Origin of the sequence: Caballeronia pedi, assembly GCF_001544915.2 — a bacterium.
Lineage (GTDB): Bacteria > Pseudomonadota > Gammaproteobacteria > Burkholderiales > Burkholderiaceae > Caballeronia > Caballeronia pedi.
Window position 1 is genome coordinate 138,822 of the sequence record NZ_FCOE02000016.1, and the last position, 23,003, is coordinate 161,824.

Genomic DNA, 23,003 nt, shown 5'->3' on the forward strand with positions numbered 1-23,003 from the left:
GCCTCATGATCGACCGTCACGCTCACTCCGATGCTTTAGTTGTCGATGCAATCATCCGTTCGCGCCGCGCGATTCGCTACTTCACGGATGATGCAGTTCCTCGTCGCGTAGTCGAAGACATCCTCGATGTCGCGCGCGCCGCGCCCAGCAATTCGAATACGCAGCCGTGGCGCGTTTATGCGCTGACGGGCGAGCGCAAGGCGGGCCTGAGCGAGGCGTTGAGGCAGGCGCATGAGCAAAACGCGCATCCACCTTTGCGGCATCTGCCCGATGCCTTGCCCGACGACATGCGATCGCGCCAGGAGGCGTTCGGCGCCAGCTATTACAGCGCGCTCGGCGTAGCGAAGTCCGACGTTCGACAGCGCGCCCGCGTCACCGCGAGAAACTATGATTTCTTCGGCGCGCCCGTCGGATTGATCTTCGCGATCGATGCGTCGCTCACGAAATACAGCTGGCTCGACTACGGCATCTTCATTCAGACGGTCATGCTGGCCGCGCGCGCCGTTGGCCTCGCGACCTGCGCGCAAGTATCGTTCGCGCGTTTTCAGAACGTCATCGCACGGCATCTCGATCTTCCGCCGGACCATGAGGTGGTATGCGGCATGAGCCTCGGCATCTCCGACGAAGCCTCGCCCGTCAACCGGATCGACATGGCGCGCGAGCCGGTTCGGCATTTCTCGACGTTTCTCGGCTTCGATTAAGTGTATCGACAGGCCACGCTGATTCTGTATCTGGCGTCGCGTTTCATTCGGCAGGAGAATGCTTCGACCCTTTCGCGCCGGAGTTCTCGATGCCTCACACACCGCAACTGCTCGCATTCGCCCTCGTCGCGCTCGGCATGGCGCTCACGCCTGGGCCGAACATGGTGTACCTGATTTCGCGCTCGATCTGCCAGGGCCGTACCGCGGGGCTCATCTCGCTGGGCGGCGTCGCGCTCGGCTTCGTGTTCTACATGTTGTGCGCGGCGTTCGGCATCACCGCGTTGCTGATCGCGGTTCCATTCGCCTACGACGCGTTGCGCTTCGGCGGCGCGCTCTATTTGCTGTATCTGGCGTGGCAGGCGGTGAAGCCGGGCGGGCGCTCGCCGTTTCAGGTGCGCGATTTGCCCGTCGACAGTCCGCGCAAGCTCTTCACGATGGGCTTCGTCACGAACCTCCTGAATCCGAAGATCGCGGTGCTGTATCTGTCGCTGCTGCCGCAGTTCATCGATCCGTCGAACGGCAGCGTGCTCGGGCAATCGCTCGCTCTCGGCGTCGTGCAGATCATGCTGAGCATCACGGTCAATTCGACGGTCGCGATGACGGCCGGATCGATCGCGCTGTTTCTCGCCCGCAAGCCCGCATGGCTGCTGATTCAGCGCTGGCTGATGGGCACGGTGCTCGCCGGTCTCGCGGTGCGGATGGCGACTGAAGCGCGCCGCTGATGTCTCAATAAAGCGCTTCGCCTTACAGCGGCCTTGCCACACATCACAGTGAGGGCGCGCTTTTATCAGTCGAATACACGGGTATAAATCGACCAGCGTTTTTGTTAAGATGCCCCACAACGCTTGAATAAGCGTGCACGGACGTTATGATGTACTAACGTATTTGCGGTTACGAATGCTGTCCGCGCCGCCGTGCCTTCTTCCCGTTTTCGTTCTTCACACAGACGCTTCGTTCGAACGAAGCGTTGTCGTTACTGCGTTGTCCATCGAGCGTGTGTCCGGGTCATCGCGTCTCTTGCGCATCGGCCAGTCGGGGCGCTCCCTTCATCCCTTTGCATTAACGGGACTGCGTCCGCATGTCATCGGCCGCGTTGTCTGCCTGCTTCACGACGACGTGTCGTTGCTTCAGTCGGCGTTTCTCTTTCGGCAATGAACCGCGCGCCTGATAGCGAATTCAATCTTCCGATCGTGCCATGACCGAAATCATTTCGACTCTCTCCCTGGCGGCTCGCCATTTTCGTTCGACACGATGGACCATGTTGTTGCCCGCGCTAGCGGCCGCATTCGTGCTGACGGCATGCGGCGGTGGTGGCGGCAGCGATGGCGGCACGGTTGCTTCCGGCGGGTCGCAGTCGAGTTCTTCGACGACGCCGGACTCGGGCACGTCGCCCGGGACGACTACGCCGGATGGCGGTGCGTCAGCGCCGGCCGCCGCATCGAGCCCCGCCCCGGCCAGCGGAACGGCCGCGGCCGACACCCCGATGCCCGTGATCGCTCCTTCGGGCAGCATCTTCTATGGCATGAACGGCCATATCAACCTGACCGGTCCTTACCAGACCTCGACGCCCGAACAGCAGCTTGCGCAAGTGAAGGACCTCGGCCTTACGCTTTATCGCAATGATGTGAGCAGCGTGGCCGGAGCGCAAAAGCTCGCGAGCGTGGCGCAGATGATGGCGAAGTCCGGTGTGACGGTGTATCCCGTGATTCTGCAATCGCTCGTCTTTTCCGACGAGAATTCGGCCTATCAGGCCAGTTATACGCTCGCCCAGCAGATCGTCGGCGTACAGCGTTACGCGTATTACGAAGTCACCAACGAGCTCGCGCCGCAATGTCTGGTCGGGTGGGTCGACGGCGTGCGCAGCACCGACTACAAGAACGATTGCTTTCAACAAGCGCGCGGCATCATTCGAGGTCTGATTGCGGGCATCAAGTCGGTCGATCCCGTGGGCAAGATCATCATCGGCGGCAATACGTGGATGCATTACGCCTTCGACGTGATGCTTGCGAACGGCACGCAGCCGGACGGCACGAGCGGTCATCCTGCCGTCACGTGGGACATTACCGCGTGGCACTGGTATTCGGAGCAGGGCGATATCCGCAATGCATGCGGTGGGACGGGTTGCTATAACGTGATCGGCACGCTTCAGTCGTTCGGCAAGCCGATCTGGATCAACGAAGTGGGCATGCGTCCCGACTTTCCTGGTACACCGGACCAGGCGGCCACCTACATGGCGAACAACATGATGGGCGCGCTGCTTGCAATCGCGCCGCAATACAACATTCAGTCGCTTCAGGTCTATGAGCTGTACGACGATCCACCAACCGGGCAAGGTCCATACGGCATCATGCTGAATGATGGCGTGACGAAGAAGCCGACTTATGCAGCGGTCAAGAACTTCGTCGCGGCCAATCCACGATGAAGCCGCGCCGGCTCGGACAATGACCGAGCCGTTCAGGCCCAAGGATTGCTAGCGCACGTCATATGAGCGCCATCCGGATCGGTTTTAACGATGCAGTCCGTTCAGTGCTCGTAAAAGCATGGCTTTACGACTCTGGCTGTATGCCTTCAGATGGCATATAAATGAAGGACTATTCAGGCGAATTCGGGAGTGCAAATGCTCATACGGTGTGCGGCATGCAACAAGCTCATTTACTCCGACGATGCGCTCGAAGACGATACCTGTCCCGCCTGCGGCTCCAGGAACACCGAGCACATCGCGATGGGCTTCATCTTCGATCAGACTGTCACCGCGCCGGATCGGCCGGGCAAGCCGTTGGAACGGACTTCTCCACCCGGCATGATCCGCGGAAAGGCTTGATTGCCTGAGCGACGGTTGAATTATCGACTTCAACCGAAGTGAACTGTGTTGGAAGTGCGCTTCGATCCCCTCTCGTTAAGCGCAATTTGCCCGCCCCCGCAACCGGCGGGCTTTTCTTTTCCATTTCCTTGTAAAAAGAACTACGGCGCGCGCGAAGCGGTCGCGAGCGTATTGCACACGTGATCCGCGGCAGCCGGCGGCGTCAACGCATACACACCGTATCCGTGCGGCGTCGACGGTCGGCGCAGTTCGCGCAAGGTCCAGCCGGTGGCGTCGAGATCATGCTTCAGCGCGTACCAGAAGCCCTGTGCATCGTGAAGCACGACCGCATATCGAGCACCCGAAGTCGTTGCAATCGCCGAAACGGCCGATTGCCGCGCGCGGCCACGCGTCGGCGCCGTGCACGCGCGATGAAAGGCCATGCTCTGCGGCGTCTTCAGGCCGACGACATCGACGAGTTGAAAGGGCGTTGCGTAAGCGAGATAGCCGGCGTCATGGACGAGTATTTTCGAACGAGCGGGCAGATTCGTATTCAGCCATTGCGCGAGCGATGTCAGTTCGCCATCGGTGAAGCGGTCGCCGGATTGATAGGCGCGCCACGCGCCCGGCAAGCTGAGCGCGAGGCATCCCGTCAACACGATCAGCCATGGCACGGCCAACCGCGATGTCCTCAGATAGTCGAGCGTCACGCACAGCAATGCGGGCAAGAGTACGTACAGATAACGCGAGAAATTGTGCGTGACCCCGCTCGGAAAGAATGCGAACCACGCGACGAGCAGCGCGACGATATAGACGCAGACCGGCTTCCACAGTCTCGAACGATGCGCGAGACACGCGACGCCCACGAGCGGCAGCAATCCGGCCTGCGCGAACCCGCCGAGCATCACGGCCGATTTAGCTTTCCACGGCGCGCCCTGTTCCGCGAAGAACCATTGCTTGGCCGATGCGGTCTGCGAGATCGGCGATCCGACCGACCACCACATCCAGATGAGAAAGGGCATCGCGACGCAAAGCGCTATCGCGCCATCGCGTGCTGCGTACGCGCGTTCGCCGAGTCGAATGCGCAGCCCTATCTGTCGCGCGAGGAGGACGCAGGACAATGCGCCCAGTTCGGGGCGCACGAATGGAAGAAGCCCGCAAAGAATCGGCAGGGCGACCGACAGCGATGGGTTCAACGCGAAAGACAAGGCCCATGTGACCGCTGCCATCGCGAGACCTGTTTCCAGTCCGTTGAGAAGCTGATACGGCGCGTAGCCGGTCAGCAGGCCGAGCGCGATGAAGAGCACCGCAACGAAATACGACGCGCCCAACTGAAACGCGATGCGCGCGAGCCCCAGCGCATAGAGCAGCGCGGCCGCGATATCGACGAGAAAGCTCGCGGTGAGCGGCTGCGTCAGCGACATCATCGCCGTCACGAGCAGCAGATGAATCTCGCTCGTCGCGCCGACGAGCGGCGACACGCCGTAATTCCGGTCCGTGCCGGACAGCAGCGCCTGCGCGTTGTGGATCGTGATGTAGGCGTCGTCGAGCGGGAAGGCGAGCGGCGTCGGCTTCATTACGATGGCGACGGCCAAGAGCACGATCAGCGACGCGAAATAGAAGCGGCATCGCCCGATATCGGTGCTTGCATTCCAGAGACGGACATCGGGCATGGCTCACTCGTTCGTTACGTTGAATCGCGGCCGGGCCACATTGGACCCATCGACCTGATTCGATATAACGGCGGCAGCGAGCCAGACTTGAGCGCCTTCGTTATTGCGACATCACGACTTGCGCGATGACGCCCGACGCCACCGCGACCAGCAGATAGTCGGCGCCGACGCCGACCCACTGATAGCCGCGCGGCGGCTGACGCAGGCCATGGCCGTGCCAGTCGTCGACGACGTATTGACGATTGCGGTAGTCGCCCGAGAGGCGCTCGCCCTTGCGCCAGTCCGGATGGCGCGGCTCATCGTTCGCATGCTCGGGTGGACGCGGGGCGTTGTGATCGTTCACCGCGGGACCGTGGCCGGGAGCACCGGGGCCGCCAGGACCGCCGGGACCGCGATTCGTGTCGTGATAGGCGTCCGGGCCGCCCGGCGCGGGCTGGGCGAAGGCTACACCGGCCGTCAGTGCGATGCTTGCACAAACGAGCGCGGCGACGGTTCGACTCTTCTTCATCGTGTTTCCTCAAAGGGTTGATTTCGTTGCCGGGACTTTACGCAATCACGTTATTAAATGACGTGAGCATGTGTAAGCAACGCTTACCTTTGATTACCGATGAAATGCGAATGTGGGCAATTTGATACGGATTCCGTATCAAATTGCCCCGCGCAGGTCGAAACCGGAATCGCCATTGCGAACGAGCGTTCGCGCGCCTGTCACGTCATCCAGTCATTCGAGTCCTTCGTGCTCGAACGCGAGCTTTACGGCGGGCCGCTCGCGCATGCGTGCGTAGAACGCCTGAAGCTCGGCGGGCATATCGACGCCCATCTTCCGCGCCCATGTAAGCATCGTGAAAAGATAGGCATCCGCGACGCTCATCTTGTCGCCGAACAGATAATCGCCGCGCATCATCTTCGCGATGAGCGCGAAGCGCTGGCCGATCTTCTCGCGCGCCGCGCTGGCTTCCGCATCGGAAGATGGCCTGAATACGCGGCCGAACTGTTTGTGAATTTCGGTCGAAATGAATGCAAGCGTTTCGAGTAGCCGGAGATTACCGTCGTCGCCCGAAGGCGCGAGAGAAGGCGATTTCTGCGCGACCCACGAGAGAATCGCGATGTTCTCGGTGAGGCGTTTGCCGTCGTCGAACTCGACGACAGGCACGTAACCCTTCGGATTGATGTCGTCGAACGGCTTGCCGTCCTGGGTAAGCCGGGTCTTGAAATCGACCTTTACGCGATCGAAATTCATGCCTGCTTCGTGCATCGCGATGTGATCGGCGAGACTGCACGCGCCGGGCGAGTAATAGAGTTTCATGATGCGCGGCTCCTTTCCATGATAGCTGTGCGAACACTTCAACCTGCGAGCAAGGCGTATGCCGCAAGACGTGAGCGGGACTAAAGTTTTGCCGCGCCCGTGCCGATGACATGAGCGTGCCGTTTTCGCAGCCGTCGAAAGCGAAAGGTATGATACGGCGGTTTGTTGCCGACGCGCGTCGCGTACGTGGCGGGCTATCCCATGTTCCACACACCTGACACCGAAACACTTCGCCTTTGCAGCGTGCTCGCGAGCACCGCGTTCGGTCTCGTTTTCGCGTTTGTACGCCTCGGCCGCAAAATCGAGCTGCATTTCATGCACTGGTCGGCGAGCGCGTTGCTGTATGCGGCCGTGCTGATCGGCTTCGAACTCGCCCGAGGCAATCTCGTGCTCATCGCGTCGATGCTCGGCGCGCTCGCGGCCACCAATATGCTGATCATCTCGGGGCTGCGATCATTCGACGGCAAGCCGCCGTGGCGCAGATGGATGCTTGCGCCTGTCGCCGGCTGCGCGGCGGCGCATGTCCTGCCGACATGGATCGGCGGTCACGGTCCGATCGTTTCGGCATTGACGCACGCGGGCGACACGATCGGCGTGGCGATATCGGCCGCGATCACCGGCCTCACGCTCTGGTCGAGCGGCAGGCGCGAAAAGAGCCGCGCACGGCGCATCGCGGGACTGGCGATGCTGGGCTATCTGCCGGGTTATGTGGTCACGCTCGCGGCTTATGCATGGGCGGGGCCGCGCATCAACTATCTTGCGCTGATTCCGATGCTCTCGGATCAGTTGCTGCTGGGCGTTCTCAATCTCGGCCTGCTCGCGATTCCCGCCGAGCGAGCGCAACGACGCCTGCGCGATGCCGCCCGGCGCGACCCGTTGACGGGCGTCTGGAACCGCGCCGGATTCAATTTGCACGCGATGCGCCTCGCCGCGCCGGGCGCGACCGTGCTCGCGATCGACCTCGATCACTTCAAGGAGATCAACGACCGGCACGGTCACCTCGCGGGCGACAACGTGCTGATCGAACTGGCGCGGCTCGCGGGGGCGGAAGTCGAATCGCTGGGCGGCGAGTTCGGCCGGCTCGGCGGCGACGAGTTCGTCGCCATTCTTCCGGCCGCGCGCGCATCGGATGGGCAAGTCTGCGCGAACCAGATTCACGCCGCTTGCCGTACTTATACGCAAGGCATGCCGGAATGGACGACGAGCATCGGTGTGTCGCAGATCGCGGCGAACGAGGCGGGCTTCCACGACGCGCTGCAACGCGCGGACGTCGCGCTGTATCGCGCGAAGCTCGCGGGCCGCAACACGCTGACCGTCTGACACATCATCACGCCGATGCGCGCAGCGCGTGCGCCGCCGCGACCATGTTTCGAAGCGCGGGAATCACTTCGTCCCATTGACGCGTCTTGAGTCCGCAGTCGGGGTTCACCCACAGGCGCTCGCCCGGAATGCGCTGCGCCGCTTTCTTCATCAAATCGACGATATGCGCTTCGCTCGGGATATTGGGCGAATGGATGTCGTACACGCCCGGTCCGATCTGGTTCGGATAGTCGAAATCGTCGAAGGCGTCGAGCAGTTCCATGTCGGAGCGCGAGGTCTCGATCGTGATGACATCGGCGTCCATATCCGCGATCGACGCGATGATGTCGTTGAACTCCGAATAGCACATGTGCGTGTGGATCTGCGTTTCGTCCTGCACGCCGTTCGCCGTGATGCGGAATGATTCGACGGCCCAGCGCAGATAGTCGTTCCACTGCGAGCGGCGCAGCGGCAGGCCTTCGCGTAACGCAGCTTCGTCGATCTGGATCACGCGCACGCCGGCCTTTTCCAGATCGAGCACTTCCTCGCGGATCGCGAGTGCGAGTTGCAGACACGACACCGAACGCGGTTGATCGTCGCGCACGAAGGACCAGTTCAGGATCGTGACCGGACCCGTCAGCATGCCTTTCATCGGCTTATTCGTTTGCGCCTGCGCGTAGCGCGTCCATTCCACCGTCATCGCCTTCGGGCGGCTGATGTCGCCGAAGAGAATCGGCGGCTTCACGCAGCGCGAGCCGTACGACTGCACCCAGCCGAACTGACTGAACGCGTAACCATCGAGCTGCTCGCCGAAGTATTCGACCATGTCGTTGCGTTCGGCTTCGCCATGCACGAGCACATCGAGCCCGAGCGCTTCCTGTTCCTTCACGGCGCGTGTGATCTCGCGTTCCATCGCGGCCTTGTAGGCGACTGCATCGAGCTCACCCTTTCTGAACCGGCTGCGCGCCTGACGGATCTCGTCCGTTTGCGGGAACGAGCCGATCGTCGTCGTCGGATAGGCCGGCAGATCGAGCATCGCGGCCTGTTTGACCGCGCGTAGTTCATAGGCGCTCGCACGCTGGCCGAGCGCTGCGTCGATATTCGCGATCGCCGCCTTCACCGCGGGGTTATGCACGCGCGCTGACGTGCGCCGGCTTTCGATAGCAGCAGAGTTGAGCGCGAGCGCATCGGCGACGGCGGCGCGGCCTTCGTTCAACGCACGCGCGAGCACGCTCAGTTCATCGAGCTTCTGCAGCGCGAAGGCGAGCCACGATTTGATCTCGGCGTCGAGCTTGTCCTCGCTCGCCAGATCGACGGGTGTATGCAGCAACGAGCACGACGGCGAGATCCAGAGCCGATCGCCCAGCGACGCATGCAGCGGTTCGAGCCAGTCGAGCGCGGCGTTCAGATCGGTCTTCCAGATATTGCGTCCGTTGATCGCGCCGACCGACAGCACCGACGTATCCGGCAGCATCGACGCCGCTGCCGCCGCTTCATTGCGCGCGTTGATCGCATCGATATGCAGGCCGTCCACCGGCAGCTTGGATGCGAGATCGAGGTTCTCCTGCAACGGGCCGAAGTAAGTTGCGAGCAGAAGGCGCACACGGCGCGCCGAGAGCGCTTCGTAGGCGGTAACGAAGGCATCGCGCCACGGCGTATCGAGTTCGGTGACGAGCGCGGGTTCATCGATCTGCACCCACTCGATGCCGAGCGCGGCGAAGTGATCCAGCAGCGCCGCATAGACGGGCAAGAGGCGCGGCAGGAGTGCGAGCTTGTCCGAATCGTCCTTTGCCTTGCCGAGCCACAGATATGTCACCGGCCCGATGATGACCGGCTTCGCGTTCACGCCGAGCGCGCGAGCTTCGCCGAGCTGTTCGACGAGGCGCGACGTATCGAGCCTGAACTGCGTCGCCGCATCGAACTCGGGCACGATGTAGTGATAGTTGGTGTCGAACCATTTCGTCATTTCGCCCGCGGCCACGCCGCCGCAGCACGCGGCATGTTCTTCGGCGCTCCCGGCCGAGCGTCCGCGCGCGACGCGGAAATAGTTGTCGAGCGCATCGCCGTGGAAGTCGCGCACGCGCGCGGGCAGGTTGCCGAGCGTGAAGCTCATGTCGAGGACTTGGTCGTAAAAGGCGAAATCGCCCGCCGGCACGAGATCGAGATGCGCCTGTTCCTTCCAGTGCCGCTCACGCAAGCGCGCACCGACGGCCTTCAGTTCATCGCGCGATGACTGATTTTTCCAATAGCTTTCGAGGGCGAACTTCAGTTCGCGTTGCGCGCCGATGCGCGGGAAACCGAGGTTATGTGTCGTGACCATCGTGTGCGTTCTTGTAATGAGAGTGAGTGACAGCGATGATAGAATTTTCGATGCATGAATAAAAATGGTTTAATTTCATGTATCGATTAACTTTCTTCATGGAGACGCGAATGCTCGAACGCGCGCATCTGATGGTCGTAAGAGAAGTCGAGCGCCAAGGCTCGCTGACCGCCGCCGCCGACGTGCTCAATCTCACGCAATCCGCGCTGAGTCATACCGTGAAGAAGCTGGAGCAGCAACTGGGCACGCCGGTCTGGACGCGCGAGGGACGCAGCATGCGGCTCACCCAGGCGGGGCAGTATCTGCTTGGTCTCGCGAGCCGCATGCTGCCGCAATTCGAACTGGCCGAAGCGCGCATGAAGCAATATGCCGAAGGCGAGCGCGGCACCTTGCGGATCGGCATGGAATGCCACCCGTGCTATCAGTGGCTGCTCAAGGTCGTGTCGCCTTATCTCGCGCGCTGGCCCGATGTCGATGTCGATGTAAAGCAGCGCTTTCAGTTCGGCGGCATCGGCGCGCTGTTCGGCTATGACATCGACGTGCTCGTGACGCCCGATCCGCTGAAGAAGGCGGGCTTGCGCTTCACGCCCGTGTTCGATTACGAACAGGTGCTCGTCGTGCCCGAGGACCACACGCTCGCCGCCGTGTCATATGTCACGCCCATGCAGGTTTCGCAGGAAGTGCTCATCACGTATCCGGTCGAGACCGATCGCCTCGATATTTACACGCAGTTCCTGACGCCCGCGAACGTCGTGCCGAAGCGCCACAAGGTGATCGAGACGACGGACATCATGATGCAGATGGTCGCGAGCGGACGCGGTGTCGCGGCGCTGCCGCGCTGGCTCGCGGAGGAGTACGCGGAGCGCATGCCGCTCGCGGTGCTCAAGCTCGGCAGAAAGGGCATCGCGAAACGGATCTTTCTCGGCACGCGCGAGGCCGATGCCGGCATCGACTATCTCGCGGCGTTCATCACGCTGGCGCGCAAGGCGGATTGGGCGAAGGCGCGCATGGAGTAGAGTCATTGGCGTCGACAAGACCTGGCTGGAGGCACGGATGAATTGCTTGCGCATCGCGGCGGCGTTGTTGTTGATTCTGACGTGGACGGCTCGCGTGCAGGCGCAGGACCGGCCGCTGTCCGATGAACAGATGCTGGGCGTCGTCTTGGTCGCCAATCAGGCGGAAATCGCCGCGGGCAATCTGGCGTTGCGCAAGACGCGTTCGAAAAGTCTGCAGGTGTTCGCGCGGCGCATCGTGATGGAGCATGCGCAGGTCAATCAGGAAATCGCCGCGCTGACGCAACGGCTCGGCACGCAACCGCAACGCAGCGCGACGAGCGATGCATTGACGAAGCAAGGCATCGACGACATCGCCGATCTCGAAGAAACCGGAACCTATGATTTCGATGAAGCGTATCTCGATCGCGAGGTCGCCTTTCTACAGAAGCTGGTCGCTACCGTCGAGGACTTCATTCGCACGGCGCGCAGCGCGGAGGTGCGGACATTGCTGATCCGCTCGCGACCGTCGTTCATCTTTCATCTGGACCAGGCTCATCGATTGCAGCTCACGATTGGCAACCCGGGCCTCATGCGCTAGATTTGTCGGCGCTTGCACTGAACCATGACGAGAGGAACGCATGAACCCATCGGAACGAATCGACGCATTGATCGCAGGCATAACGGACTGGCGCGGCGCGACCTTCGCCAATGTGCGCAAGATCATCCTCGAAGCGGATGACGGGATCGTCGAGGAGTGGAAGTACATGGGCAGCCCGGTGTGGTATCGCGATGGCATGATCGCCGTGGCCAATGCCCACAAGGGGAAAGTCAAGCTGACGTTCGCGTATGGCGCGAGCCTGCCCGATCCCGCGAAGCTCTTCAATGCAGGACTCGAAGGCAATGCGCGACGCGCGATCGACTTCTTCGAAGGCCACGAAATCGATGCGCGCGCGCTGAAGAATCTCGTGCGCGCGGCGATCGAATTCAATCAGTCGAAAGGGAACAAGAAAGCGGCTGGCTAGGCCACGCGCGTCCACGCGCCGACGAAAGCGGGCGGCTGAATGACGCCATCGAGCGCGACGATCTCATCGCGAAGACGCGCGGCCAGCGTATCGATGCCTACTTGATCCGCGCTCGCAATGCCAAAACGCTCGGCGAGCGGCAACAGTGTGCGCAGGACCTCGGCCATATACTGATACGCGAACGAATCGGGGCCGCCTTCGATACGCGCGGAAAGCAGCATCCGCGGACCAGGAAGGCCGGCGCGACGAAACGTCGAATACAGCTTCGATCCCATGTCGGTCTCTACGCCGGCGCGCGCAAACGTCTCCATGATCCAGCGCATGCCTTGCGCGCAGAGCGGCGACTCGGGCAGCGAGCGCGCGGTACTCATGTCCATCTCATGAAACACGAAAAGCGTGCCCGCGCCCGCCTGCGCGGCGAGGCGGCGCAACGTCGCGGCGGGATCGGGTAGATGCAGCAGGATAAGACGGCCGATGACCGCATCGACGGGCATGGCGAGATCGAAATCCGCCACGCTCGCGACATCGAAACGCACCTTGCCGAGGCCTGCGCGTGCCGCCCGCTCGCGCGCCTTGTCGATGACGCCCGGCGCCTGATCGATGCCCAGCACGGAGCCATCCGGCCCGACCAGCGACGCGGCCAGCAACGAGACATCGCCCGTGCCGCAGCCCAGATCGAGCACGCGCATGCCGGGCGCGAGACCCGCGCGTCGCAGGATTTCTTCAGTCAGATCGCCGATGAAACGCGCCTGGTTTTCGAGGCGCTGCACTTCGGGATCGGCATGGCCGAGCACGTACGCGCCCGAGGAAGAAAGAGAGGAGTTCATGGGTGTGACCTCGCGTGTGCGTTCCCATGTCGGAGCCGATGCTCACGGCGGCGACCCGTTTTCATGGTAGTCACTGCGCGGCCGCGCTACGTCGCGCCCCAATAAAATTTCAACTTCCTTTCGGCGGATTGTGTCGTTTCCGGACCAATACGCTCGAATCATTTCTTTACAAACACAAAACGTCCAGTCACAATGCGCCCGCAAATAATAACGATTCGCATTCACACACGCAACGACATCCAACGAGAATTGAGCATGAAATCTGGAACGACGAGCCCGGTCACGATGCGGCCCTTGAGACTGGCGACCCTGCTGCTGTTCGCGGTCGCGCCGCTCGCCTACGCGCAATCGACGGACTCCGCGCCCGCTGCGGCCAACGCGCCGGGCGCGCCGACCGAAAGCACGCTGCCGGCGGTGAAGGTCACGGCGCAGAACGTCGATGAACCCTATGGTCCGACGAAAGGCTATGTCGCGAAGGAATCGACCGCGATGAAGGGCACCACGTCGCTGCTCGAAACACCGCAATCGGTGTCCGTCGTCACGCGTGACCAGATGGATCAGCAGAACGCGCAGACGCTCAACGCGGCTGTGCGCTACGTGTCGGGCGTAACGCCCGAGACGCGCGGCGGCGTTGCGTCGCGCTACGATTTGCTGAAAGTGCGCGGCTTCGACGCCGACAAGTACTGGAACGGTCTCAAGCTGCTCGACAACGCGTGGTACGCGGTGCCGCAGCTCGATCCGTTCATGATGGAACGCATCGAAGTGCTGAAGGGCCCGGTCTCCGTGCTCTACGGTCAGGCGGCCGCGGGCGGTCTGCTCGATCAGGAAAGCAAGATGCCGACGGTCGTGCCGTTGCACGAAGTGGGCGTCGAGTTCGGCAACTACGCACACAAGCAGGCCACCTTCGACTTCTCCGGGCCGATCGCGGGCGATGAACGCTATCTGTATCGCATCACCGCACTGGCGCGTACCGAAGACGGGCAGGTTGAATCGACGTACAACAAGCGCATCGCGATTGCGCCGTCGTTCACGTGGCGCCCGGACAACAAGACTTCGCTCACGCTGTACGGCCTGTATCAGCACGATCCGCGCAGCACCTCGTACGGCAGCGTGCCGCCGCAAGGCACGGTGCTCTATAACCCGAACGGCAAGCTGCCGAGCGACTTCTACGACGGCGATCACAATTTCGAGAGCTTCAACCGCGTGCAGGAAGCGATCGGCTACAAGTTCGATCGCAAGATCAACAACGCGTGGTCGTTCCGCTCGAATGGCCGCTTCCTGCATCTCGCGCAGGACTACAAGAGCGTCTATGCGAGCAGCCTCGAAGACGATCTGCGCACGCTCGATCGCGGCACGGCGGCGTCGAAGGACAACCTCAACTCGATCAGCCTCGACAATCAGCTCGAAGGCAATTTCTCGACCGGTCCGATCGACCATACGGTGCTGTTCGGCTTCGACTATCAGCATTACGCGAGCAACTTCGACGCGGGCTTCGGCGCAGCGCCGTCGCTCGACATGTTCGCGCCGAACTACAACCAGACGATCACGCCGCCCGATCGTTATCACCAGGTGCTGAGCGGCACGCAGTACGGCGTCTATGCGCAGGATCAGGCGCGCTGGGGCAACGTGATCCTCACGCTCGGCGGACGCGAGGACTGGGCGAGCAGCGATTCGAACAACACGACGTACGGCATCGTTTCGCATCAGTTCGATCGCGCGTTCACGTTCCGCGGCGGTCTGTCTTATGTGTTCGACAGCGGCATCGCGCCGTACTTCAGCTATACGGAATCGTTCACGCCGCAAGCGGGCACGGATATCAACGGCAATCAGTTCGCGCCTGAGCGCGGCCGTCAGTACGAACTCGGCGTGAAGTTCGCGCCGAAGGGCTACAACGCGTTCTTCTCGGCTGCGCTGTTCGATCTGACGCGTAAGAACCTGCTGACCGTGAATGCGGCCAACCCGAACTTCCAGTCGGCGGTGGGTGAAGCGAGATCGCTCGGCGTCGAACTCGAAGCGAAGGCGAGCCTCACGGATTCGTTGAACGTCACGGCGAGCTATACGTACCTCAATACGAAGTACACGCAGGACAACAGTGGGCTCGAAGGCAAGTTCCTGCCCGCCATCCCGCAGAACCAGGCGTCGTTGTGGGCGTATTACACGCTCAATCGCGGACCGCTCGCCGGTCTCTCGATGGGCGCGGGCGGACGCTACACCGGCACGACTTACAGCAGCGACAACAGCTTCAAGGTGTCGAGCTTCTTCCTCGTCGACGCCACGTTGCGCTACGACCTCGGCCGCGCGAATCCGCAGTTCAAAGGCGTCGAGCTTTACGTGAACGCGCAGAACCTCTTCAACAAGGAGTACGTGGCGTCGTGCTACTACGGCACCTGGTGCGCATTCGGCTACGGCCGTCAGGTATTCGCCGGCATGAACTACCACTGGTAAGCACGTTTTACCGCACTGCGCCTCGCGAGACGGCGCAGTGCATCGAATCGTCGTCGTGAGCGTCTTCCCGGCGCTTATCGCGAACGAAGCTATCCGTATCGGGATTTCTTCGTTCGTATGTGAGGAAGCGGCTAGTACATTGATTGCCTGCCGCCGCTCTCTCCACGATATCCCCGCATGACGACGACACCATCCCTGCAGCGCCTCTTCGCCGTGTTCGCGTTGATGGCGGCTTTTGTCTTGCCGGCCCATCGGGCGCATGCCGAAGGCCAGGTCAAGATCGTCGATCAATGCGGCATCGGCTCGCTGCTGCTCAAGGTGGCGAAGGACCAGAAGCTCATCGAGAAAGCGGGCGCGCGCTCGGGCCTCGATATCGACGTGCAATGGAATACGCTCTCCGGCGGCGCGGCGGTGAACGACGCGCTGCTTTCGGGCGCGGCGGATATCGCGACCATTGGCATCGGGCCGTTGATGACGATCTGGGACCGCACACGCGGGCGTCAGGATTTTCGCGCGATCGCGGCGCAAAGCGCGGTGCCGGTGTATCTCGTGACGAACGACGCGCGCATTCGCAGCATCGCGGATATCGGCGAGAAGGATCGCATCGCGGTGGTGTCGGTCGCGGTGTCGCAGCAGGGGCGTCTTCTGCAAATGGCATCGGCGAGAGCATTTGGCGACGCCAACTATGCGCGACTCGACCGCTTCGAAGTCAACATGCCGCACGCCGACGCGACGACCGCGATGCTGTCGGGCAACTCGGTCATCAACCTCCATTTCTCAAACGCGCCGTATCAGTATCAGGAACTCGAAGACCCGAAGATTCACAAGGTGACGAGTTCCACCGAGATTCTTGGCGGACCGTCGACGGGCAGCGTCGCCGTGACCTCGGACGCATGGCGCAAGAACAATCCGAAGACCTATGCGGCGGTGCGCGCGGCGCTCGCAGATGCCGCGAAGCTCATCGAGAAGGACAAGGCGCAGGCTGCGGCCATCTACATTCGTCAGGATGGCTCGAAGCTTTCGCCTGCGTTCGTCGAGAGGATTTTAAGCGACAAGGAAACCAGCTTCGCGACGACCCCGCAAAACACGCTGCAACTCGGTACGTTCCTGCACAAGGTCGGCGTGATCCGTCACGAGCCGAAGTCGTGGCGCGATTACTTTTTCGCCGACGATGCGAACGCGCAGGGTAGTTGAGTGATCCTCTTATCTTGATTCGAATATAAAGGAGTCCGGAGTGAATGCCGCAGCCATCGAAAACGAAGCAGAGTTGACTGTCAGTCCGCTTTCGGCGCATATCGGCGCGGAGATCGGCGGCGTCGATCTTACGCGTCCCTTGTCGTCCGCACAGGTCGGCGCGATCCGCGCCGCGCTGCTCAAATGGCGCGTGATCTTTTTCCGCGAGCAATTTCTGAGTCACGAACAGCACATCGCGTTCTCGGCGCAATTCGGCCAGCTCACGGTTGGGCATCCGGTGTTCGGTCATGTCGACGGGCATCCCGAGATCTATTCGATCTCCAAGTTTCGCAAGGCCACGCGTTTCGAAGGCCAGGCGCTGTTGCGTCCCTGGACCGGCTGGCACACGGATGTCACCGCGGCGGTGAATCCGCCGTTCGCATCGATTCTGCGCGGCGTGACGATTCCACCGTATGGTGGCGACACGCAATGGACCAATCTCGTGATCGCCTACGAGAAGCTGTCCGCGCCGCTGCGCGCTTTCGTCGATGGTTTGCGCGGCGTGCATCGCTTCGCGCCGCCGCAAGGCGCGAGCGGCACCGATGCGTTCGCGAAAGCCGTGAAGGATCACACGCTCGTGAGCGAGCATCCGCTCGTGCGCGTGCATCCCGAGACCGGCGAACGCGCGCTGTATGTGAGTCCGGGCTTTCTGAAGCACGTCGCGGGACTGGCGCCGCGCGAGAGCCAGGTGTTGCTCGAATTGCTGTGGGAGCATGTGACGCGGCCGGAATTCACGGTGCGTTTCAAGTGGGAGCCGGGCAGCATCGCGTTCTGGGACAACCGCACGACCGCGCATCTCGCGCCTACCGATATCTTCGATCTCGACTTCGACCGGCAGTTGTATCGCACGACGCTCGTCGGGGATGTGCCGGTGGGTCCGGACGGGAAAGAGTCGGTGCAGATCGAAGGGTCGCCGGTGGGGGCGGCGGCGGCGGTGGCGTTGAATTGAGCCGCATTAATCGATGAGCAGCCGCTCCCGCATCCACGCAAGCACGATGTCCGCGATGTCATCGCTGTTGTCATCGGCCATCAATGCGTGACTGTTTCCCGTGATGCCGCGTGCGGGCAGATCGATCCATTGGGTATCGACGCCCGCCGCGGCGAGCGCTTCGTGCCAGCGCCGCACCTTCGGCACGGACTCGATCCAGAACGGATGCCGGTCAAGATAGTCGCCCCAGACGAACAGATGTGGCACGCCACGCAATAGACACGGATCGCACTGCGCGGGATCGGGCGCGCCGGAAGGCTCGAGCGAGATGACCGCTTTCACGCGCTCCGGCGCATGCAATGCCGCACGCAAGCCGAAGTTGCCGCCCTGACTATGCGTGAGCACGATGCTGCCGGGCAGGCGTTCGATCAGCGCGTCGTAGGCGTGTTGCGTGAGCGTGTCGTTCGATCCCCAGCGCGGCACGAACTGGTTCATGAAGCTTTCCATCTTCGATACGTCGAAGCGCATGCCGTCGTGAGGCCGACGCGACTGCGGATCGACATGCCATGAGCCCGCCGGTCCGAAGCGAAACGTTTCCTCCCATGCCTCGCGCGCGGTTCGAAAGTAAGGCGCATCCGGATAGACGTCGGGATAAGGCGCCCACGATGCGCGACCGCGTTCCACCGCGTCGGACACGTAGACGTCGAAGCCCGCACGCAGGAAATATATCTGCCATCCCGCGCGGCCATCGGGCGTCGTCTCCCAGTTCACGCCGCTCATGCCGCCGCCGTGCCAGAGCAAAAGCGGATGCGCACTACGCGTTGAAGCAAGCCGCACGTACTGCACATACATCTGCCCGACGATCACTTCGCCGTTGGGGTCGACCGGATGGACCGCGCCCTGGGCGGTGCTCACGCGTGAGCGCGGGCTCATGCCCGACAGCGTGATCATCTTTCCGCCGACGTGAAAGCTGCCGATATTCAGCACCTGAATTGCGGTGGCCGTCGTCATGTTTTCGCCCTCATGGATGTTTGTGATTCAGCGCGCGTCACGAAGAGCAATATCACCAGAAAGGTCATGAAGAAGCGAAACGCGCTCTCCGTGCCGTTCCATTGCTGCGATTGCCACATGCCGAACCATTCTCCGCCGATCGACATGAAGCAGACTTGCCACGTGAGATAGCCGAGCGTGAGGCCCGCGATCGCCCAGCGCTTGGCACGCGCGAACACCGCGTTCTCTCCGCGCAGGGCACGCCACATCGTAACGACGCCTATCCAGCAAAGCAGAGCGGTGACCGTCTCGAGAAAAATGATCAGGTCGTAGCCGAAGTGCTGAAGCATCGGCGACGTGATCGCGCGATACATGTTGGCGTTGCCGGGAAAGGTCGTGTCCATCCGCAAGACGTGTTCGACGAATTGCAGGTTGCTGCCGTAGTCGGTCAGATTGCCGAAACTGACGAGCGAGGCGAGCAGGGCCATGGAGGCCACGGCGAGAAGTTTCGCGAGTCGTTCTGCCATCTCGTTCTCCAGACGCGTTATGCACGAGATTGTGCAATGAAAGAATGAGTTGAACATGACGTCACGCCGCAACTAACGGTCGGTCTTGCCGGCATCCGTTTGAGCTTCGCCATCAGCGATCAGGAGGATGGCCGGTCCCGGAACCGTATAATCGCTGCCTCATTCGTTTTCGTGCCCGCGCAGGCACGAGCGCCAGCCCGAAAGAACGCTGGTTTCTTAACATTCCGAACGCCTGTTCGAAACAGGTCGAAGCACGAAAGGAACGCCCCGCGTGGAAAGTCTCTTCCAATCCGTGAATGCATTGTTTGCCTTCATTGCGCCCGTCTCGGATTTCTTGTGGGATTTCCCCACCAATTTCAAGGCCTATGCGCAGATTCCCGTGCTCGGGCAGTTCTCGTTCGCGATCCTGCTGCTCGTCGGCGTGGGCATTCACTTCACCATCCGCACGCGCTTCATCCAGACGATGAACGTCGGCAAGATCGTGCGCATCATGTTGCGGCGGCAGTCGTCGAATACCGGCGTCAGCGCGCTCGCGTCGTTCATGCTCGGGCTGGCGATGCGCGCGGGGCCGGGCAACATCGTCGGCATCACGGGCGCGATTTCCGTCGGCGGGCCGGGCGCGCTGTTCTGGATGTGGGTCGCCGCATTCTTCGGCATGGCCACCGCATTCATGGAATCGACGCTCGCGCAGCTCTTCAAGGAGAAGAAGCACGACGAGTTCGTCGGCGGCCTGCCGTTCTATGGGCGGCGCATTCTCGGCGACAGCCGCATCGTCGGCACGTTTCTGTCGCTCGTGTTCATCGTCTATGCGCTTTTCAACGTGCCGCCGCAAACGTTCAACGTGTTCACCGCGATCGGCACCATTGCCGACACGGTGAGCGGCACGCATCTCGCGCGACAGTCGACGGTGTATTACGGCATCGCCGTCGTGCTCATCGCGGCGTGCGCGTTCATCATCATGGGCGGCATTCGCCGCGTCACCGCCTATACCGATGTGCTCGTGCCGATCAAGGCAACGTTGTTCTGCCTGATGTCGTTCGTCATCATCCTGATCAATCTGCCGCTGATTCCATACTTCTTTCATGAGGTGATCGTCGGTGCATTCGCGCCGCATGCGCTGTTCGGCGGCGCGATCGGCACGGCGCTCGCGCAGGGCGTCAAACGCGGGCTGATGTCGAACGAAGCGGGCCAGGGCACCATCACGATGGCCGCCGCTATCGCCGACAACGATCATCCCTGCGAGCAGGGTTTCGTGCAGAGTCTCGGCGTGTTCTTCGACACGATGGTCATCTGCACGATGACCGGCTTCATCGTCGTGATGGCGCACGTATGGACCGGCACCGTCGACGGGCAGGCGTGGGAATCGGTCAGGGCATCGAAGATCACGGTCTATCTGGCTTCGGTCGAAACGCTCGTGCCCGTTTCGGTCGCGCATGTCGTCAAGATCGTGATGTGCGTGTGCTACGGGCTCTTCGCGTTCACCACGCTGCTCGGCATGATCTCGTTCGCGGAGATATCGGCGAACTTCATCTCGCGCAGTCGTGGCTTCATCACCGGCATTCGCGTCGTGGGTTCGCTGGTGTTCGTGCCGTTCGGCGCGCTGACCGTGCTCGCGGGGCTCGAATTGCCGAACCTGTGGGCGCTGTCCGATCTGATGAACATCGTGATGGTGCTGCTCAACGTGCCGATTCTGCTGATCGGGCAACGTCTCGTGTACAAGGCGCTCGCGCATTACCGGTCGACGCGCGGCGGACCGTTCGTTTCCGAGGATATCGGCGTGCGGACCGAGTATTGGACGGCGGTTCGCGGCGTCGTGACGAAACAGAACGAGGTTCGCGAGCGCGTCGAAAGCTAGGCGCCGTAGAAGTCCACCGCGCCCGTGCTCAGGTTGTACATCGCGCCGGCGATCTTGATCGTGTGCTGGCCTTCCATCTCGCTCAGCACGGCGCTGTCGCGGCGAATCTGCGCGATGGTCAGTTCGACGTTCTTGCGCGCCACTTTATCGACGAACGCGTAGTTGGTCGCCGAGCGTTCGCCGTCGTATTGCGTCGCATCGACAGCGGGTTTGATACGCGCAAGCAGTCCCGTGAGATGGCCCAGCTCCGCATTGGCGATCGCGCCTTTGATCGCGCCGCACGACGTGTGTCCCATCACGAGCACGACCTTCGCGCCCATCAGCTTGCACGCGAACTCCATGCTGCCGAGAATGTCGTCGTTCTCGATATTGCCCGCGATGCGGCAATTGAAGATATCGCCGATGCCCAGATCCATGATGACTTCGGCGGGCGCGCGCGAGTCGATGCAACTGAGCAGCACGGCCGCGGGATATTGGCCTTTCGCGCTCGCTTTCTGTTCGCGCAGGTAGTTGCGATCCTTGCGCTCGCCTTTCTGAAAGCGCTCGTTGCCGTGCTTCATCAACTGGATGATCTGCTCGGGCGTCATGCTGTCGCGTTGCGCATGCGTCAACGCATCGGCGTGCGCGGACGCCATGAGCAGCGGCGGCGCGGCGAGCCCGGCGATAGTCGCGGACGCAACCGATTTGAGGAAACCCCGGCGGCACGCGGGCGTGCATTGCAGCGGATGCTTCAATTCTTCGCGCATGACCTCGCTCCTCGATCTGAAAGGATTCGGCCTTCTTGACGCTCTTCTTGCGAACTGAAGTGTTGGACGAAAATTCGTCGAATGCAATGCGCGCTTGTTCTGATGACAATGTCACGCCGATGACGTAACGACTTGCCGCGCGATGTCGAGAAAGTTGGCGGTCTTGGCCGCGGTCGCGTCGATGCGCGAGGCAAGCGCCAGACGAATCGTGATGGCGCTGCCGAGGGCATCGGTGTAGGCGACGCCGTCGACCTGAATCTGACACACGGACGCCGGCACCAGCGACACGCCGAATTCCGCCGCGACCAGATTCACGACTGATGAAAGCTGTGGCGCCTGCTGCCCGGGAATCGGCTCGAATCCCGCTTCCCGGCACGCGCCGATGATGACGTCGTGCAAGGTCGGGCTCGCTTCGCGCGGCAGCATCACGAAGGGATCGTCGGCCAGCGCCGCGAGCGGCACCTTGCGTTTTCGGCCGAGCGTGTGCGTGGCGGGCAGCACGATTTTCATCGGCTCGATCGCGATGTGATGAATCTGCACGCCGGCAGGCGACTGGCTGCCGAGGCGAACGAACGCAACGTCGACGCGGCCGGCGTCGAGATGGGCGAGCAGTTGCGCCGTGTTGCCTTCGGTGAGCGTGAGCGTGACGTTCGGATAAGCCTGACGATACGAACGGATGAGTTTCGACACGACAGGATTGAACGCCGCCGAACCCGTGAAACCGATATTGAGCTGCCCGATCTCGCCGCGCCCCGCGCTTTGCGCCTTTTCGATGGCGAGGCGCGCGTCGGTCATGAGACGCCTGGCATCGACGGCGAACGCTTCGCCGGCTTCCGTCAGCACGACGCCGTGCCCGGTGCGCCGAAAGAGCCGCACGCCGAGTTCGTCTTCCAGCGCGTGAATCTGCTGGCTGAGCGGCGGCTGGCCGATGCCGAGCCGTTCCGCCGCGCGCGTCACGTTGCGCTCTTCGGCGACGGCCAGAAAATAGCGGATATGGCGCAGTTCCATGCGATATCTGTAAAAGATATTTCAGAAAGACGAGATAGATATTGGACAGTATATCAATCGCGCGACAAAATACCGCTATCGCGCAGTGCGCGGGTTAGAAACTTCTCCACAACACAATCGCCGGACGCTTTTCGAGGCGGATCAGGCTGGACGAGTCGCGCCCGTGTCGAGCATCGCCGACGCGCGAAATCGTCAATCAGATTGGGAAGGGGTCTAACGTGGCTGAAGCATTGAAAAAACCCAGGCCGGAATACCGGAACATCGGAATCGGCCAACTCGCGAAGTATCGCTTGCCGCTGGCAGGGAAAGTATCCATCCTGCATCGCGT

21 protein-coding genes and 1 pseudogene are annotated in these 23,003 nt (G+C 61.9%); 13 read left to right on the forward strand and 9 right to left on the reverse strand.

Annotation, left to right across the window (positions count from 1 at the left end):
* The first annotated feature begins 5 nt into the window (after positions 1–5).
* From AWB80_RS23345 to AWB80_RS23365, 4 genes are all read left to right on the forward strand, one after another.
* The gene (locus AWB80_RS23345; RefSeq protein WP_061177015.1) at positions 6–701 is read left to right on the forward strand and encodes a nitroreductase; all 696 of its coding nucleotides are present in this window, start codon (positions 6–8) and stop codon (positions 699–701) included.
* An 89-nt stretch (positions 702–790) separates the two neighbouring features.
* Positions 791–1,423: a LysE family translocator gene (locus AWB80_RS23350; RefSeq protein WP_061177016.1), complete on the forward strand. Its 633-nt coding sequence runs from the start codon at positions 791–793 to the stop codon at positions 1,421–1,423.
* A gap of 473 nt (positions 1,424–1,896) precedes the next feature.
* Positions 1,897–3,123 carry a hypothetical protein gene (locus AWB80_RS23360; protein ID WP_244206682.1) on the forward strand — a complete coding sequence of 409 codons (1,227 nt, stop codon included), beginning with the start codon at positions 1,897–1,899 and terminating at the stop codon, positions 3,121–3,123.
* 195 nt (positions 3,124–3,318) lie between these two features.
* Positions 3,319–3,522 carry a hypothetical protein gene (locus AWB80_RS23365; protein ID WP_061177019.1) on the forward strand — a complete coding sequence of 68 codons (204 nt, stop codon included), beginning with the start codon at positions 3,319–3,321 and terminating at the stop codon, positions 3,520–3,522.
* Positions 3,523–3,662: 140 nt separating this feature from the next.
* Here the strand turns inward: AWB80_RS23365 and AWB80_RS23370 are convergent, their stop codons facing one another.
* The 3 genes from AWB80_RS23370 to AWB80_RS23380 all read right to left on the reverse strand — a co-directional run bounded on the left by AWB80_RS23370 (position 3,663) and on the right by AWB80_RS23380 (position 6,480).
* Positions 3,663–5,174 (reverse strand): hypothetical protein, encoded by a 1,512-nt coding sequence (locus AWB80_RS23370; RefSeq protein WP_061177020.1) that lies wholly within the window; start codon positions 5,172–5,174, stop codon positions 3,663–3,665.
* A 100-nt stretch (positions 5,175–5,274) separates the two neighbouring features.
* Positions 5,275–5,682, reverse strand: a complete 408-nt coding sequence (locus AWB80_RS23375) for an RcnB family protein (RefSeq protein ID WP_061177021.1) — start codon at positions 5,680–5,682, stop codon at positions 5,275–5,277.
* Between the two features lie 213 nt (positions 5,683–5,895).
* Positions 5,896–6,480, reverse strand: a complete 585-nt coding sequence (locus AWB80_RS23380; protein ID WP_061177022.1) for a glutathione binding-like protein — start codon at positions 6,478–6,480, stop codon at positions 5,896–5,898.
* Positions 6,481–6,681: 201 nt separating this feature from the next.
* Between AWB80_RS23380 and AWB80_RS23385 the strand changes: the two genes are divergently transcribed.
* Positions 6,682–7,800 (forward strand): GGDEF domain-containing protein, encoded by a 1,119-nt coding sequence (locus AWB80_RS23385; protein WP_143328132.1) that lies wholly within the window; start codon positions 6,682–6,684, stop codon positions 7,798–7,800.
* Positions 7,801–7,807: 7 nt separating this feature from the next.
* Here the strand turns inward: AWB80_RS23385 and metE are convergent, their stop codons facing one another.
* Positions 7,808–10,099 (reverse strand): 5-methyltetrahydropteroyltriglutamate--homocysteine S-methyltransferase, encoded by a 2,292-nt coding sequence (metE, locus tag AWB80_RS23390; RefSeq protein ID WP_061177024.1) that lies wholly within the window; start codon positions 10,097–10,099, stop codon positions 7,808–7,810.
* A 110-nt stretch (positions 10,100–10,209) separates the two neighbouring features.
* Between metE and AWB80_RS23395 the strand changes: the two genes are divergently transcribed.
* From AWB80_RS23395 to AWB80_RS23405, 3 genes are read left to right on the forward strand one after another with little or no spacing between them, the layout of a single operon-like run.
* Complete coding sequence (locus tag AWB80_RS23395; RefSeq protein ID WP_061177025.1) at positions 10,210–11,115, forward strand: LysR family transcriptional regulator; 906 nt, start codon at positions 10,210–10,212, stop codon at positions 11,113–11,115.
* A 37-nt stretch (positions 11,116–11,152) separates the two neighbouring features.
* Positions 11,153–11,692, forward strand: a complete 540-nt coding sequence (locus tag AWB80_RS23400) for a DUF4142 domain-containing protein (protein ID WP_061177026.1) — start codon at positions 11,153–11,155, stop codon at positions 11,690–11,692.
* Positions 11,693–11,732: 40 nt separating this feature from the next.
* Positions 11,733–12,116 carry a DUF1801 domain-containing protein gene (locus tag AWB80_RS23405; protein ID WP_061177027.1) on the forward strand — a complete coding sequence of 128 codons (384 nt, stop codon included), beginning with the start codon at positions 11,733–11,735 and terminating at the stop codon, positions 12,114–12,116.
* Here the strand turns inward: AWB80_RS23405 and AWB80_RS23410 are convergent.
* Positions 12,113–12,943 (reverse strand): class I SAM-dependent methyltransferase, encoded by an 831-nt coding sequence (locus AWB80_RS23410; protein WP_087131541.1) that lies wholly within the window; start codon positions 12,941–12,943, stop codon positions 12,113–12,115. The two genes, AWB80_RS23405 and AWB80_RS23410, sit on opposite strands and share 4 nt — an antisense overlap.
* A 255-nt stretch (positions 12,944–13,198) precedes the next feature.
* On the opposite strand from AWB80_RS23410, the gene AWB80_RS23415 reads away from it, so the two are divergent.
* The 3 genes from AWB80_RS23415 (at position 13,199) to AWB80_RS23425 (ending at position 17,570) form a co-directional block, all read left to right on the forward strand.
* Complete coding sequence (locus AWB80_RS23415; protein ID WP_061177029.1) at positions 13,199–15,388, forward strand: TonB-dependent siderophore receptor; 2,190 nt, start codon at positions 13,199–13,201, stop codon at positions 15,386–15,388.
* 177 nt (positions 15,389–15,565) lie between these two features.
* Positions 15,566–16,582 (forward strand): ABC transporter substrate-binding protein, encoded by a 1,017-nt coding sequence (locus tag AWB80_RS23420; RefSeq protein WP_061177030.1) that lies wholly within the window; start codon positions 15,566–15,568, stop codon positions 16,580–16,582.
* A gap of 40 nt (positions 16,583–16,622) precedes the next feature.
* On the forward strand, positions 16,623–17,570 hold the full coding sequence (locus AWB80_RS23425; RefSeq protein ID WP_061177031.1) for a TauD/TfdA dioxygenase family protein: 948 nt from the start codon (positions 16,623–16,625) through the stop codon (positions 17,568–17,570).
* Positions 17,571–17,576: 6 nt separating this feature from the next.
* Here the strand turns inward: AWB80_RS23425 and AWB80_RS23430 are convergent, their stop codons facing one another.
* Positions 17,577–18,560, reverse strand: coding sequence for an alpha/beta hydrolase (locus tag AWB80_RS23430; RefSeq protein ID WP_061177032.1), 984 nt, complete (start codon positions 18,558–18,560; stop codon positions 17,577–17,579).
* Positions 18,557–19,066, reverse strand: a complete 510-nt coding sequence (locus AWB80_RS23435) for a DUF2165 family protein (RefSeq protein WP_061177033.1) — start codon at positions 19,064–19,066, stop codon at positions 18,557–18,559. The genes AWB80_RS23430 and AWB80_RS23435 overlap by 4 nt, the downstream gene beginning before the upstream one ends.
* A 271-nt stretch (positions 19,067–19,337) precedes the next feature.
* On the opposite strand from AWB80_RS23435, the gene AWB80_RS23440 reads away from it, so the two are divergent.
* Positions 19,338–20,921: an alanine/glycine:cation symporter family protein gene (locus AWB80_RS23440; RefSeq protein ID WP_061177034.1), complete on the forward strand. Its 1,584-nt coding sequence runs from the start codon at positions 19,338–19,340 to the stop codon at positions 20,919–20,921.
* On the opposite strand, the gene AWB80_RS23445 is transcribed toward AWB80_RS23440, so the two are convergent.
* Entirely contained in the window at positions 20,918–21,667 is a 750-nt protein-coding gene (locus AWB80_RS23445) for a carbonic anhydrase family protein (RefSeq protein ID WP_061177035.1), read from the reverse strand. The genes AWB80_RS23440 and AWB80_RS23445 overlap by 4 nt on opposite strands.
* A 111-nt stretch (positions 21,668–21,778) precedes the next feature.
* Complete coding sequence (locus AWB80_RS23450; protein ID WP_061177036.1) at positions 21,779–22,675, reverse strand: LysR family transcriptional regulator; 897 nt, start codon at positions 22,673–22,675, stop codon at positions 21,779–21,781.
* Positions 22,676–22,893: 218 nt separating this feature from the next.
* Here AWB80_RS23450 and AWB80_RS23455 point away from each other — a divergent pair.
* A pseudogene (locus AWB80_RS23455) lies at positions 22,894–23,003 on the forward strand (succinate dehydrogenase, cytochrome b556 subunit); the annotation flags it as partial.

What these genes read in the sequence shown, in the direction of transcription:
- AWB80_RS23345 (WP_061177015.1), top strand. Translation starts at nt 6, where the DNA reads ATGATCGACCGTCACGCTCACTCCGATGCTTTAGTTGTCGATGCAATC.
- AWB80_RS23350 (WP_061177016.1), top strand. Translation starts at nt 791, where the DNA reads ATGCCTCACACACCGCAACTGCTCGCATTCGCCCTCGTCGCGCTCGGC.
- AWB80_RS23360 (WP_244206682.1), top strand. Translation starts at nt 1,897, where the DNA reads ATGACCGAAATCATTTCGACTCTCTCCCTGGCGGCTCGCCATTTTCGT.
- AWB80_RS23365 (WP_061177019.1), top strand. Translation starts at nt 3,319, where the DNA reads ATGCTCATACGGTGTGCGGCATGCAACAAGCTCATTTACTCCGACGAT.
- AWB80_RS23370 (WP_061177020.1), bottom strand. Translation starts at nt 5,174, where the DNA reads ATGCCCGATGTCCGTCTCTGGAATGCAAGCACCGATATCGGGCGATGC.
- AWB80_RS23375 (WP_061177021.1), bottom strand. Translation starts at nt 5,682, where the DNA reads ATGAAGAAGAGTCGAACCGTCGCCGCGCTCGTTTGTGCAAGCATCGCA.
- AWB80_RS23380 (WP_061177022.1), bottom strand. Translation starts at nt 6,480, where the DNA reads ATGAAACTCTATTACTCGCCCGGCGCGTGCAGTCTCGCCGATCACATC.
- AWB80_RS23385 (WP_143328132.1), top strand. Translation starts at nt 6,682, where the DNA reads ATGTTCCACACACCTGACACCGAAACACTTCGCCTTTGCAGCGTGCTC.
- metE (WP_061177024.1), bottom strand. Translation starts at nt 10,099, where the DNA reads ATGGTCACGACACATAACCTCGGTTTCCCGCGCATCGGCGCGCAACGC.
- AWB80_RS23395 (WP_061177025.1), top strand. Translation starts at nt 10,210, where the DNA reads ATGCTCGAACGCGCGCATCTGATGGTCGTAAGAGAAGTCGAGCGCCAA.
- AWB80_RS23400 (WP_061177026.1), top strand. Translation starts at nt 11,153, where the DNA reads ATGAATTGCTTGCGCATCGCGGCGGCGTTGTTGTTGATTCTGACGTGG.
- AWB80_RS23405 (WP_061177027.1), top strand. Translation starts at nt 11,733, where the DNA reads ATGAACCCATCGGAACGAATCGACGCATTGATCGCAGGCATAACGGAC.
- AWB80_RS23410 (WP_087131541.1), bottom strand. Translation starts at nt 12,943, where the DNA reads ATGAACTCCTCTCTTTCTTCCTCGGGCGCGTACGTGCTCGGCCATGCC.
- AWB80_RS23415 (WP_061177029.1), top strand. Translation starts at nt 13,199, where the DNA reads ATGAAATCTGGAACGACGAGCCCGGTCACGATGCGGCCCTTGAGACTG.
- AWB80_RS23420 (WP_061177030.1), top strand. Translation starts at nt 15,566, where the DNA reads ATGACGACGACACCATCCCTGCAGCGCCTCTTCGCCGTGTTCGCGTTG.
- AWB80_RS23430 (WP_061177032.1), bottom strand. Translation starts at nt 18,560, where the DNA reads ATGACGACGGCCACCGCAATTCAGGTGCTGAATATCGGCAGCTTTCAC.
- AWB80_RS23435 (WP_061177033.1), bottom strand. Translation starts at nt 19,066, where the DNA reads ATGGCAGAACGACTCGCGAAACTTCTCGCCGTGGCCTCCATGGCCCTG.
- AWB80_RS23445 (WP_061177035.1), bottom strand. Translation starts at nt 21,667, where the DNA reads ATGCGCGAAGAATTGAAGCATCCGCTGCAATGCACGCCCGCGTGCCGC.
- AWB80_RS23450 (WP_061177036.1), bottom strand. Translation starts at nt 22,675, where the DNA reads ATGGAACTGCGCCATATCCGCTATTTTCTGGCCGTCGCCGAAGAGCGC.